General features: G+C 64.8%; 9 protein-coding genes, 1 tRNA gene and 2 rRNA genes (1 of these 12 cut by a window edge). All 12 read right to left on the bottom strand.

Annotation, left to right across the window (positions count from 1 at the left end; translation table 11 throughout):
* Position 1 precedes the first annotated feature (1 nt).
* Entirely contained in the window at positions 2-1,003 is a 1,002-nt protein-coding gene (locus tag BSQ44_RS07900; RefSeq protein WP_114579934.1) for an ABC transporter permease, read from the bottom strand.
* A gap of 14 nt (positions 1,004-1,017) precedes the next feature.
* A complete protein-coding gene (locus tag BSQ44_RS07895) occupies positions 1,018-2,550 on the bottom strand; it encodes a sugar ABC transporter ATP-binding protein (protein WP_072602807.1) in 1,533 nt (510 codons plus the stop codon).
* A gap of 84 nt (positions 2,551-2,634) precedes the next feature.
* Positions 2,635-3,654 carry a substrate-binding domain-containing protein gene (locus BSQ44_RS07890; RefSeq protein ID WP_072602805.1) on the bottom strand — a complete coding sequence of 340 codons (1,020 nt, stop codon included), beginning with the start codon at positions 3,652-3,654 and terminating at the stop codon, positions 2,635-2,637.
* A 192-nt stretch (positions 3,655-3,846) separates the two neighbouring features.
* A complete protein-coding gene (locus BSQ44_RS07885) occupies positions 3,847-4,710 on the bottom strand; it encodes an SMP-30/gluconolactonase/LRE family protein (RefSeq protein WP_072607927.1) in 864 nt (287 codons plus the stop codon).
* Positions 4,711-4,769: 59 nt separating this feature from the next.
* The gene (locus tag BSQ44_RS07880) at positions 4,770-5,720 is read right to left on the bottom strand and encodes an ABC transporter permease (RefSeq protein ID WP_072602803.1); all 951 of its coding nucleotides are present in this window, start codon (positions 5,718-5,720) and stop codon (positions 4,770-4,772) included.
* A 9-nt stretch (positions 5,721-5,729) separates the two neighbouring features.
* Positions 5,730-6,770, bottom strand: coding sequence for an ABC transporter permease (locus BSQ44_RS07875; RefSeq protein WP_072602800.1), 1,041 nt, complete (start codon positions 6,768-6,770; stop codon positions 5,730-5,732).
* The gene (locus BSQ44_RS07870; protein ID WP_072602798.1) at positions 6,767-8,278 is read right to left on the bottom strand and encodes a sugar ABC transporter ATP-binding protein; all 1,512 of its coding nucleotides are present in this window, start codon (positions 8,276-8,278) and stop codon (positions 6,767-6,769) included. The genes BSQ44_RS07875 and BSQ44_RS07870 overlap by 4 nt, the downstream gene beginning before the upstream one ends.
* Positions 8,279-8,381: 103 nt before the next feature.
* Positions 8,382-9,518: a sugar ABC transporter substrate-binding protein gene (locus BSQ44_RS07865; RefSeq protein ID WP_072602795.1), complete on the bottom strand. Its 1,137-nt coding sequence runs from the start codon at positions 9,516-9,518 to the stop codon at positions 8,382-8,384.
* Between the two features lie 99 nt (positions 9,519-9,617).
* The gene (locus tag BSQ44_RS07860; RefSeq protein ID WP_072602793.1) at positions 9,618-10,331 is read right to left on the bottom strand and encodes a FadR/GntR family transcriptional regulator; all 714 of its coding nucleotides are present in this window, start codon (positions 10,329-10,331) and stop codon (positions 9,618-9,620) included.
* A 452-nt stretch (positions 10,332-10,783) separates the two neighbouring features.
* Positions 10,784-10,860: transfer RNA gene (locus BSQ44_RS07855), tRNA-Met, on the bottom strand.
* A gap of 226 nt (positions 10,861-11,086) precedes the next feature.
* Positions 11,087-11,201, bottom strand: a 5S ribosomal RNA gene (gene rrf, locus BSQ44_RS07850).
* A 275-nt stretch (positions 11,202-11,476) separates the two neighbouring features.
* A 23S ribosomal RNA gene (locus tag BSQ44_RS07845) occupies positions 11,477-12,339 on the bottom strand; it runs 2,045 nt beyond the window's last position.

The raw sequence follows: 12,339 nt of genomic DNA, 5'->3' as shown, positions 1-12,339 counted from the left end.
GTCAGCCGCGCCGCTTGTTGAGGTAGTGGTCGATGGTCACCGCGGCGAGCAGGATGGAGCCGCGGATGATGTCCTGCCAGTAGACCGAGACGTCGAGAAGCGCGAGAGAGCTCGACACCACCGAGAGCAGGATCGTTCCCAGGATGGCGCCCGCGATGGAGCCGGACCCGCCCGACAGGCTCGCACCGCCGATGACGGCCGCGGCGATGACGTTCAGCTCCATGCCGACGCCGAAGGTCGGCTGGGCCGAACCAAAGCGGGCCATATAGATGACACCCGCGACGCCGCAAAGCGCCGAGCACAGCGTCGTCGTCGGGAACATCACCTTCTTGGTGCGGATGCCGGAGTAGGCCGCCGCCTTCTCGTTGCTGCCGGTGTAGAACACCTTGCGGAACACGGTGGTGCGCCGGAGCAGGAAATCGAAGGCGACGACCACCACCACGAAGATGACGATCACCACCGGCACCACACCGAGCGAGCCCTGCCCGAGGAACTTGAACTCGGGCGGCAAGGTGTAGAGGCCGAGCGGTCTCCCGCCGGTGCCGAGAAGGCAAAGTCCCCGCGCGATCACCATCACCGCCAACGAGACGATGAAGTGATGCAGGCCGACACGGGTGACGAAGAAGCCCATGATGGCGCCGATCGCGGTGCACGCCGCGATCGCCATGGCCGAGGCGACCCACGGATCGACGCCGGCGAGGAACAGGAGCCCGGCGATGACCATGGCCAGCGCCGTGACCGAGCCGACCGACAGGTCGATCCCGCCGGAGATCAGGAGGATCGTCATGCCGACCACGACGATGCCCTCGACCGCGAAGGCCATCGCCATGGCGCGCATGTTGTTCCAGGTCAGGAAGTAGGGCGAGGCGAAGGACATCACGACGAACCGGGCGAGGATGATCAGGATCAGGCCCGTCTCGCGCATCCTGAACAGGCGCCGGATCAGGCCCGTCGGCCTCGTCGTGTCCCCTTGCGTCCCCCGTCGCGTCTCCGCGATCGCCATCGTCTCCTCCGCCCTCACGACGCCATCTTGCGGTCTTCGCCGATCGAGGCGAGGTACATGATGCGATCCTCCGTCATCTCATCGCCCGCCACCTCTCCCGAGATCCGCCCTTCGCGCACCACCAGCACGCGGTCGCACACGCCGATCAGTTCGGGCAGTTCCGACGAGATGATGACGATGCCGACGCCGCCGCGCGCCAGTTCCCGCAGGATCCGGTGAATCTCGGCCTTGGCGCCTACGTCGACGCCGCGTGTCGGCTCGTCGAGGAAGATGACCCTGGGATCGACCGACAGCATCTTGGCGATCGCCACCTTCTGCTGGTTGCCGCCCGAGAGCGCCGACACGGGCTGGCCGACATGGCCGCATCTGAGGCCGAGGCGCGAGCCTAGTTTCTCGGCTTGCGCCGTCTCCGAGCGGTCGTCGATAATGCCGGCGCCGGTCGCGACCTGCTCGACGGCGAGCGCCGAGACATTGGCGGCGATCGACAGGTCGAGGAACAACCCGTCGCCCTTGCGGTCCTCCGACAGATAGACCATGCCCTCGCGGATGCTGTCGGCATAGTGGCCGAGCCTCAGCGTCCGGCCGTTCAGCCGCACCTCGCCGGACACCTCGCCTTCGAGGCAGCAGATGCCCTTGACGATTTCGCTCCGCCCGGCGCCGATTAGGCCCGCCAGGCCGAGGATCTCGCCCTTGCGCAGATGGAACGAGACGTCACGGAAGCGCCTCTTCTCGCTTAGGCCGCGGACGTCGAGGATGATCTCGCCCGACTTCTCCTCGGCCGCCTGCTTCGGGGGATAGAGTTCGTCTATCACGCGCCCCACCATGGCGCTGACGACATCGCGGGGGCTGACATCGGCCACGTTCATCGTGGCGATGTACTGGCCGTCGCGCAGCACGGTGACGCGATCGCAATTGTCGAAGATCTCCACCATGCGGTGCGAGATGTAGATGATGGAGATGCCCTGCGACGCGAGCCGGCGCATGATGTCGAAGAGCACCTGCGCCTCGCGCTCGGTCAGCGCGGCGGTCGGCTCGTCGAGGATCAGGACGCGGCAGTCGAGGGTCAGCGCCTTGGCGATCTCGACCAGTTGCTGCTGGGAGATCGAGAGCGTGCGTACCATGGCCGCCGGATCGATGTCGCCCAGTCGGTGCAGGATCTCGCCGGCGCGCCTCTCGATCGCCCGGTAGTCCATCAGCATCGCGCGGCTCGTGCTGGTGACGCCCATGAAGATGTTCTCAGCGACCGAGACGTCGGGACAGAGCGCGATCTCCTGGTGCACCAGTCCGATGCCGAGCTTCTGGGCCATCGCCGGAGAGGTGATGTCGACGGGAACGCCGTCGAGCCGGATTTCGCCGCTGTCGGGCCGAAGGATGCCGTCGATGATGTTCATCAGCGTCGACTTGCCCGCGCCGTTTTCTCCCGCGAGCCCGTGGATCTCCCCGCGCCGCAGCTCGAAACCCAAGCCGCGAAGGGCGCGGATCGGTCCGAACGACTTGGTCAGGTCGCGTATCTGAAGGATCAGGTCGTCGTCCGCGCCTGCCGGCATGCGATCAATCCAGTGGATGAATGATTTTTCGGGGTCCCGCGCCGACCGTGGCCGGCGCGGGGGTTTTCTCACGATCCGGGGCGGTCAGCTCGGATCGCGTCCTTCCATGTACTTGTTCAGGTCGAAGGAGTCGGCGTTCTCCTTGGTGATGACCGCGAAGCCGTTGTCGATGAAGGGGATCTGCATCGGGTTGTAGCCGGAGGTCTTGTAGTCGTTGAACGGGTCGAACATGTCCGAATGCGCGGCCATGAAGGTCGCCACGAAGCCGACGAAACCCTGAATGCCCTGGTTCGGATTGAGCGACATGTGGATGTTGCCCGCCTTGATGTGCTCCAACGTCGTCGGTGTCACGTCGGCGTGCAGGATGAGCACGTCCGCCTTGGCTTCCAGCACGGCCGCGACCGCGCCTTCGGCCGAGCCGGCCTCGGGGATCCACATCGCCTTCAGGTTCGGATTCGCCTGCAGCATTGACGCCGTGGCGCGATAGGCCGCGTTGGAATCCTGATTGGAGGCCTGGCGGCCGACCAGCTTCATGTTGGGATAGTTGTCTTCCATGTAGGCGATCAGCGCCGTCACGCGCAGGTCGTGGTTGCTCTGGCCAGGGTTTTCGAGCACGGCGTATTCGGCGCTGTCGCCGACCTGCTTGACGATCTCCTCGGCCGCGAACTTCGCCTCGGCGACGTTGTCGGAGATGATGTAGGCCATCCGCTTGGACTTCGGGGAGTCCGCCGCGAAGGTCACGATCGCCACACCGCCGTCGACCGCGCGGTCGATCGGATCGATGAAGGGATCGGACTGCATCGGGTGAAGCAGGACGCCGGCCGGATTCTTGATCAGGTCCTGCTCGAACGAGGCGATCTGCTTGGCGATGTCGTAGTCGGGCGTGCCCGAGAAGACGGTCTCGCAGCCCATGGCTTCCGCCGCCTGCTTGAATCCCTGGTAGACGGGAACCCAGTATGGATGCGCGGAAACCATGACGTTCATGACGTAGGTCTCGCCCGGCTCGCACTGGAACTTGCTCTGCGCGAAGGCTGTTCCCGAAGTCGCCAGGACAGCCGTGATCGTTGCCGCGGCCAGGGGCCGGGCCAATGAAAATCTCGTCATTCTCTCCTCCGCTTGGTCTCCCGCCCTCACGCCCGATGCTGATGGCATCGCGAGGTGTTTGCAAGAGTTTTCAGGCTGCGATGTTTCTCGCAACGCCGGGAATACAACCAGCGCAGGACGTGCCTGTCAACAGGATTGCACGAATTTCTATGCCGTGAAATTTCTTGCAGCGACGGTCGGCGGGCTGCGCCCTCAGCCGGCACCGCGCACGTTGACGTAGATCGAGCGCAGGGACGTGGTGGCGGTGATGAACAGCCGGTTGCGCTTGGGTCCGCCGAAGCACAGGTTCGACACGACTTCGTCGAGCGGGATCTTGCCGAGCAGCGTCCCGTCGGACGCGAAGCAGTGCACGCCGTCCGCCGCCGAGCACCAGAGGTTCCCGGCCGTATCGAGCCGGAGGCCGTCAAAAAGCCCAGCATCGCAGGTGACGAACGGTTCGCCCGCGCCGAGCGACTTTCCGTCTTCGGCGACCAGGTAGCGGCGGATGTCGGGCGAACAGTCGGGGAAATGCGTCCTGCCAGTGTCGGCGACGTAGAGAAAGGTCTCGTCGGGCGAGAAGGCGAGGCCGTTCGGCTGCTTCATGTCCTCCACGACCCGCGACAGGCTTCCGTCCAAGTCGATCCGGTAGACGTGGCGTCCGTCCTGCTCCATCTCCGAGGCGTCTCCCTCGTAGTCGCCGTCGATGCCGTAGGAGGGGTCCGTGAACCAGATCGAGCCGTCCGATTTCACCACCACGTCGTTGGGCGAATTCAGGCGCCTGCCGTCGAAGCGCTCGGCGAGCATGGTGCGGGACCCGTCGAACTCATAGCGACTGACGCAGCGCCCGCGGTGCTCGCAGGCGATCAGCCGGCCCTGGCGGTCGAGCGTGTGGCCGTTCTGGTTGCGGCAGGGCTGCTCGAAGGTAGCCACCGCGCCGTTCATCTCGTCCCAGCGCATGATCCGGTCGTTGGGAATGTCGGACCAGATTAGGTAGCGGCCGGCGGGAAAGTAGACCGGCCCCTCCGTCCACCGCCCGCCGGACCAGAGGATCTCAGGCGCGGCGTTCACGTGGATCATGCGGGCGAAACGCTCGTCGCGGATGTCGTAGTGATGCGCGGGCACGGGTGCTTGCTCCCTCAGGACGTGACGCGGGTGTTGCGGCCGTAGACGAGCAGCATGCCGATGATTACCGCGCCGTAGATGATCTGCCGCCCGGCCTCCGGCATCTGCATGATCGAGAGCACTGAGTTCAGGAGCACGATCAGGATGACGCCGACCAGCGTGCCGGCATAGCGCCCGCGCCCGCCCAGGATGTGCGTACCGCCGAGCACCACCGCCGCGATCGCCGGCAGCAGGAAGGCATTGCCCATGCCCTGATACGCCTTGGCCGAATAGCCCGTGAGCAGGAAACCGGCGAGTGCCGCGCAAAGGCTGGACGTGACGAAGGCGCCGATGATGACGCGCCGGGTCCGGATGCCGGAGAGATAGGCCGCCGCCTCGCGCGATCCCGTCGCATAGATCGAGCGTCCGAAGGCGGTGCGGGTGAGGATGACCGAGATGGCCACCGAAACCGCCGCCCAGACGAAGATCGCGACCGGGATGCCGAGGATCCTGTCCTTGGCCAGGAAGAGCATCAGCGGCGTGGCGCGGTCCTGCGGGGCGAAACCGCCGGTCTGCGCCACCATCAGCCCGCGCAGCACGGTGTCGACGCCGAGCGTGAAGATCATGGACGGAATGCGCAGGTAGGCGACGCCGAAGCCGTTGACCAGCCCGACCGCCAGCCCCACCGCGAGCGCCGTCGGCAAAGCGAGGTCGCCGCCGATCGCGGTGGCGGTCATGCCGGCCGCGGCGAGCGTCCAGGGGATCGACAGGTCGATGTGGCCGAGCAGGATGACCATCATCATGCCCGCCGCGCAGATGCCGAGAAAGGCGCCGGTCTGCAGTTGCTGCAGGAGATAGCCCGGCGACAGCAGCGGGACGGTGCCGCTGGTGGACACCGTATAGGCCGTGCCGGCGAGCAGGATCGCGACGATAAACAGCGCCGCGATGGCGATCGGTCTGTCTTCGGGTGAGAGCCTGGCGAACATGGCGATACCTCAGCGGAAGAGATCGAGCTTGTTGCGCACCCTGAGCGTGCGGATGGCCCCGAACGACACGGCGACGAGCAGGACCAGTCCCTCGATCAACGGCTGGAGCAGCGGATCGATAGACAGGATGCGGAAATAGAACGAGATGACCCGAAGGATGAGCGCCCCGACCAGGCTGCCGATGGCGCCGCCCGCGCCGCCGAGCAGCGAGGTGCCGCCGAGCACGACGGCCGCGATGGAGTTCAGCGTATAGGCGCCGGCCTGCTGCACGTCGGCATTGCCCGACGAGGTCTGGATGGCGAGATAGAGCCCACCGCAGGCGGCGAAGAACCCGCCCAGTGTGAAGGCTGCGATCTTGGCGCGCGCGATGGGCAGGCCCGACATGTAGGCCGCCCCTTCCGCGGACCCGACGGCATAGACCGTGCGGCCAGTGACGGAGCGGCGAAACGGCACCCAGACCAGGATCGCAACGCCGAGCAGGATCAGGATCGGCACCGGCAGGTCGGCGAAAGGCGCGAGCCAGGGCGAATTCGTGTCGAAGCCGTAGGTGTCGGCGAAGTCCCACACCGTGTTGGTCAGAGCCCAGTTCAGATCGCCATCGACGTCGCCGCCCGGCTTGGGACGGACCCATAACGCCAGTCCGATGGCGATGGCGCCGGTGGCGAGCGTCGCGATGATCGGCTGGATGCGCCCGTAGACGACGATCAGGCCGTTCATCAGGCCGAACGCCGTGCCGGAGAGAAGCGTTAGCACCATGCCGAGCAGGATCTGTCCCGGCGATCCGCTGACCAGTTCAGACGCGATGCAACTCGTCAGCGTCATCACCGCGCCGACGGAGAGATCGAGGCCGCCGAGCAGCACCGGCACAGTCTGCGCCATGGCGACGAAGGCCAGCGCCACCGCCTCGTTCGAGTTCTGCACGAAGACCGCGGAGGAGAAGCCGCGCGGATGCATGATGTTGTAGACAAGGTAGATCGCCGCGAGCAGGAAGAGCGCGCCGGCGAAACCCCGGTTCTGCCGCAGCCAGCGCACGACGGGGACGGACGTCATGCTGCCTCGACGTCGAGGTTGAGGGAGGCGGCGACGATGCCCTCCTCGGTGATGGCGTCGCCTTCGAGCTCGCTGACCACGCGGCCGTCATAGAGAACGTAGACGCGGTCCGAGCAGCCGATCAGCTCGGCATAGTCGGACGAATAGAACAGGATCGCCTTGCCCTCGTCGGCCAGCGACCGCATCAGCCGGTAGATCTCCTGCTTGGTGCCGACGTCGATGCCGCGGGTGGGATCGTTGAGGAGCACGATGTCGGGGTCGATCATCAGCCACTTGGCGATGACGACCTTCTGCTGGTTGCCGCCCGACAGCGTCATGACCGCGTCCGTCGGCGCGCCGATCTTGACCTGCAGCTTCGCCAACCCGTCTCGCACCGCCGTCGCTGCTCTGGACGGATCGATGAACGGGCCGCGCGAGACGCGGCCGAAGGAGGCGGCGAGCAGGTTGTCGGCGATCGGCATGCCGAGCATCAGCCCTTCGGTCTTGCGATCCTCGGGCACCAGCGCGATGCGCGTGGCGCCGCTGCTGGCCGCGTCCGGCGAACCGGGAATGCCCCGCTTGCCCGCAATCTCGACTGAGCCTGACACGCCGCGCAACACCCCGAACAGCGCCAAGAGCAGTTCCTTCTGGCCCTGGCCGTCCAGCCCGCCGAGCCCGACGATCTCGCCGCGCCCGATGGAGATTTCGACGCCGTTGAGGCGGTTCTCCCAGCGCAGGTCCTTCACCGTCAGGATCGGGTCGGCCGCCTTCGGCGCGGGTTTGGGCGGAAACTGCGCCTCGACGTCGCGGCCGATCATCAGCCGCACGATCTCGGCGTCGGAATGGGCGCCCTTGGCGAAGGTCTCGATGTGCTGGCCGTTGCGGAACACCGACAGCGTGTCGCAGAGCGCCTCGACCTCGTGCATGCGGTGCGAGATGAAGAGGCTCGCCACGCCGCGCTGCTTGAGGTCGGCGAGAAGATCGTAGACAGTCTGGACGTCGCGCGAGGTCAGCGCCGAGGTCGCCTCGTCGAGGATCAGCACCTTCGGATCGCGCCCGAGCGCCTTGGCGATCTCCACCATCTGGCGGCGCGACAAAGAGAGTTCGCGGACGAGTGCGCGGGGGTCGACGTCCTCGCAGCGCACGCGCGCCAGGAGTTCTTCCGCCCGGCGCACCTGAGCGCGACGGTCGATCAGCCCGAAGCGGCGCGGCGGATCGGAAATGCAGATGTTGTCGGCGACCGTCAGGTCCGGCACCAGCGACAGTTCCTGGAACATGCACACGATGCCGCTACGGGTGGCCTCGTCAGGGGACGTGAAGGAGACCGGCCGGCCTTCGAGCAGCATATCGCCGGCGTCGGGCGCGAGCACGCCGGACATGATCTTGATCAGGGTCGATTTTCCCGCGCCGTTCTCGCCCAGGATCGCGTGGATCGTGCCCGGCCGGCACGCGAAGTCGACGTTCTCGAGAGCGCGGATGCCGGCGAAATACTTCGAGATTCCGCGATACTCGACGATCGGTTCGGTCAACGGATCTCCTCCCGTCGGCGACAGGGTATAGAATTCTGGGAAAATGGCGACGCGAAAGGCTGGCCCCGGAGGCGATCCCCCGGGGCCGATGAAAGGACCGACGCTACTTCACGTCGCTCTCGTCCTTGGCCATGATGGCCGGACCGGAGATGTTCACGCCGCAGGGCGGGAATTCATTCACGGTGAAGAAGTTGTCTGGAAGGTCGGACCAGAAGTTCTCGCCGTCTTTCAGGTCCTTGTAGGTGGCGACCGGCAGCGGAACCGAGATCAGCTGCGGCATGACATTGCCCTCGAGCGCGGAGATGGCGGCCTTCATGGCGATCGCGACGAGACCCGGCGACTGGCCGATCGAGATGCCCTTCAGGCCCTCGTCGGAGTGCATGGCGATGGCCTTGCGGAAGCCGTTCTCGGATTCGCCGGCGATCGGGACCCAGGGATGCTTGGCGTCCATGAGCGCCTGGACGACGCCGTTGGAGCCGCCCTGCCCCACCACGGCCGCGAACTCGCCATGCACCGAGATCGCGTCGGCCACGACCTTCTGGGTGGTGCCGTCGTCCCAGTTGCCGACGACCGTGACGATGTCCCAGGGGCCGCCATTGGCGTCGAACACCTCGTGGATGCCGACGGAGCGGTCACGGTCGACCGAGTTGCCTGGCAGGCCGCGCACCTCGAGGATCTTGCCCGACGTGATGCCCTTGGCCTTGAGCTCGTCGACGGCGAACTGGCCCCATTTGCGGCCCATCTCGAGCTGGTCCTCGTTGACCTGCATCACCTTGTCCGTGTCGAGGACGTTGTCGAACGGCACAATGACCACGTCGTTCTTGTCGGCCAGGCGGATCACCCGGTCGAAGCCGTCGGGTGCGACGGCGATGGTGACGATGGCGTCATAGCCTTGGTTGATGAAGTCCTCGATGGCGCCGAGCTGGGCCGGCGCGTCGGTGCCGGTCGACACGACCTTGAATTCCTCGATCTTGTCCTTGACGGCCGGGTCCTCGGCGTAGGCCTTCGCCGTCTTGATCATCTGGATTCGCCAGGTGTTGCCGACGAACCCGTTGACCACCGCGATGCGGTACGGGCCGGGCTTTGCTTCCCACTGCATGAACTTGGTGTCGGCAGACCACGGCGCGAAACATTCCGGTTCGACACCTGGACCGGACACCATCTGCGGACCGGCCAGCGCGAACTGGGTGCCGAGCGCCAGGACGACGACCGCGGCGGCTGAACTCAACAATGCTTTCATTTTTCACTTCCTCCCTTGGCGGCACCGTTCGCGGACCTTTCCGCGGGGCCGGCGCACCTGCCCCTGCGCCCTCGCGGGCGCGTTTCCTCCACCACGGCTTCAGGCCGCTCCCGCCATCTCCTCGCTGAAGTTCCTGAAGCCGGTCATCAGGTGGCTGCGCAGCCTGTACTGGAACGAGAGACGATCCTTCGCCGCGAGCGCATCGATCACCCCCTGATGCTCGGAATATGTCTCGGTCATGAAGGTGCGCCGCGTCTTGCCCTTCTGCATGATGCGCATGATCACCGGCTTCATCACGTTGTAGACGTCGAGCATGGCCGCGTTGTCGAGGATCGCGATCAGGCGCACGTGGAAGGAAAAGTCCACCTCGGAGGCCTGCTGCAGATCGTGGATGTCCGCGAGCCTACCGTTGATGGCATAGAGCTCCTCGATATCGCGGTGGGCGACGCGCTCCAGCAGCTGATCGGCCGAGCCGACCTCCAAAAGGTCGCGGAACCCCTGCACGTCGGAGAAGGTCTTGCGCGATACTTCCATGGTGTTGAAGGACAAAAGCTCGAAGGCCCGCGCCATGCGGTTGTCGGTGATGGTCGCGCCGACCTTCGGGCGAACGTCGACCATTCCATAAGCCTTCAGGATACGCATCGCCTCGCGCACGGTGTTGCGGCTCGCGCTGTAGCGGATACAGAGCTCGCGCTCGGTCGGAAGATTGTCGCCCACGGTGAGCCCGGACTCGGCGATGAACCTGCGGATCTCGCGCACCACGGCATCCACCGCCGATCCGCCCTCCGCGACCTCGCCCGCCTTCCCGCTCATGCTCTCGCCACGCCCACGGACCCTGCCGAAATCTCTATTTGTTGGACCAGAGAAGTAAAGGCGAAGCCCGGGGCGGAGTCAACCGGGTGAATGATGCTGCATTCGTGGCTACGCGGGTTATGTTTCGCCAAAAGTGGAGCAGGCATGCCGCTTGCGCGGGCATCAAGATGAAACTCGCCCATCCATTTGTACGACCAAAAACATATTGCGCGGGAAGGGATCAGAATATGATTCGAGAGTCGGCCGGCGTCCGAAGTCGCTTACGAGGTACGACTGATCGCCATAAAGATTCGGTAAGTGACAGCTGACTGAGTGTATGCCCTTGGGCCCGGCGGCTCAGCGACGTCGTCCCCAACCGCCACTTTGCCCGTTGCCCCGCCGTGTCCACGCCTCGGCCCCGCCACCCTTTGAATCGAAACGCCGCCAATCTTGTTTGATTGGCGGCGTTGATTTGGTTGCGGGGGTAGGATTTGAACCTACGACCTTCAGGTTATGAGCCTGACGAGCTACCGGGCTGCTCCACCCCGCGTCAAGGATATCGGCGTTTTGCCGGCCGGGGACAGCCCGGACTTTTTCTGGTGCCTGCGCCGGTGCGTTCCTTCGAGGGGCGGCGTCCGGGGCGGGTGGCGTTCGCGTGGTTGCGATCGCCGGGTATCGGCTGTCTTGCGAATGACGAAAGGCCGCTTGCGGCGGCCTTTTTGGCCGCTTGTGCGGCGTGATCGTGAAGTGAGAAGCTTTTGGTGTGCGATTTGTAGACCTGGCAGCGACCTACTCTCCCGCGTCTTGAGACGAAGTACCATCAGCGCTGGGGCGTTTCACGGCCGTGTTCGGAATGGGAACGGGTGCAGCCGCCCCGCCATGACCACCAGGTCGACAAAGCGCACACTAAAGTTTTCGAGAAGCTGGGGTGAGGGAGCAGGGAGTAGCGAATGGGGAGTAGGGAATGCCCCTGCCCCGGCCGCTTTGTCCGTGTTCCTCGTCTTTTCCGCCTGGTTTGCGCAGCCCTGGCCTTCCGGGCGAAGCCCGCAAGGCCGACTGGCCGTCGGCGCCGATGCGCCGCCCCGTCCGGAGGATGGCGGCGAAGCCGCGCTCATCCGTGAGGACAAACCGACCATCGCCTTCGGCGATGGGCACAAGTAATGAGAATGATCAAGCCGATCGAGCTATTAGTACCGGTAAGCTTCACACATTGCTGCGCTTCCACACCCGGCCTATCGACGTGGTGGTCTTCCACGGCTCTGATAGGGAATACTCGTTTTGAGGCCGGTTTCCCGCTTAGATGCCTTCAGCGGTTATCCGTTCCGTATATAGCTACCCTGCTATGCGGCTGGCGCCACAACAGGTCCACCAGAGATACGTCCATCCCGGTCCTCTCGTACTAGGGACAGATCCTCTCAATATTCCTACACCCACGGCAGATAGGGACCGAACTGTCTCACGACGTTCTGAACCCAACTCACGTACCGCTTTAAATGGCGAACAGCCATACCCTTGGGACCTGCTCCAGCCCCAGGATGCGATGAGTCGACATCGAGGTGCCAAACAACCCCGTCGATATGGACTCTTGGGGGTCATCAGCCTGTTATCCCCGGCGTACCTTTTATCCGTTGAGCGATGGCCCTTCCACGCGGGACCACCGGATCACTATGACCGACTTTCGTCTCTGCTCGACTTGTCTGTCTCGCAGTCAGGCAGGCTTATGCCATTGCACTCGACGACCGATTTCCGACCGGTCTGAGCCCACCATCGCGCGCCTCCGTTACTCTTTAGGAGGCGACCGCCCCAGTCAAACTACCCACCATACACTGTCCCGGACCCGGATGACGGCCGCGGTTAGACATCCATATCCACAAGGGTGGTATTTCAAGGGTGACTCCACGCAGGCTGGCGCCCGCGCTTCAAAGTCTACCACCTATCCTACACATGCGAAGACGAATGCCAGTGTAAAGCTATAGTAAAGGTGCACGGGGTCTTTCCGTCTAACCGCAGGAACCCCGCATCTTCACGG

This window comes from Aquibium oceanicum (assembly GCF_001889605.1).
Taxonomy (GTDB): domain Bacteria; phylum Pseudomonadota; class Alphaproteobacteria; order Rhizobiales; family Rhizobiaceae; genus Aquibium; species Aquibium oceanicum.
The sequence above is the reverse complement of the archived record's forward strand: the minus strand, read 5'-3'. Positions and strand labels throughout refer to the sequence as shown.

Bases quoted from the DNA above. Each gene is read 5' to 3' on its own strand.
- BSQ44_RS07900 (WP_114579934.1), bottom strand. From the start codon at position 1,003: ATGGCGATCGCGGAGACGCGACGGGGGACGCAAGGGGACACGACGAGG.
- BSQ44_RS07890 (WP_072602805.1), bottom strand. From the start codon at position 3,654: ATGACGAGATTTTCATTGGCCCGGCCCCTGGCCGCGGCAACGATCACG.
- BSQ44_RS07865 (WP_072602795.1), bottom strand. From the start codon at position 9,518: ATGAAAGCATTGTTGAGTTCAGCCGCCGCGGTCGTCGTCCTGGCGCTC.
- BSQ44_RS07885 (WP_072607927.1), bottom strand. From the start codon at position 4,710: ATGATCCACGTGAACGCCGCGCCTGAGATCCTCTGGTCCGGCGGGCGG.
- BSQ44_RS07880 (WP_072602803.1), bottom strand. From the start codon at position 5,720: ATGTTCGCCAGGCTCTCACCCGAAGACAGACCGATCGCCATCGCGGCG.
- BSQ44_RS07860 (WP_072602793.1), bottom strand. From the start codon at position 10,331: ATGAGCGGGAAGGCGGGCGAGGTCGCGGAGGGCGGATCGGCGGTGGAT.
- BSQ44_RS07875 (WP_072602800.1), bottom strand. From the start codon at position 6,770: ATGACGTCCGTCCCCGTCGTGCGCTGGCTGCGGCAGAACCGGGGTTTC.
- BSQ44_RS07895 (WP_072602807.1), bottom strand. From the start codon at position 2,550: ATGCCGGCAGGCGCGGACGACGACCTGATCCTTCAGATACGCGACCTG.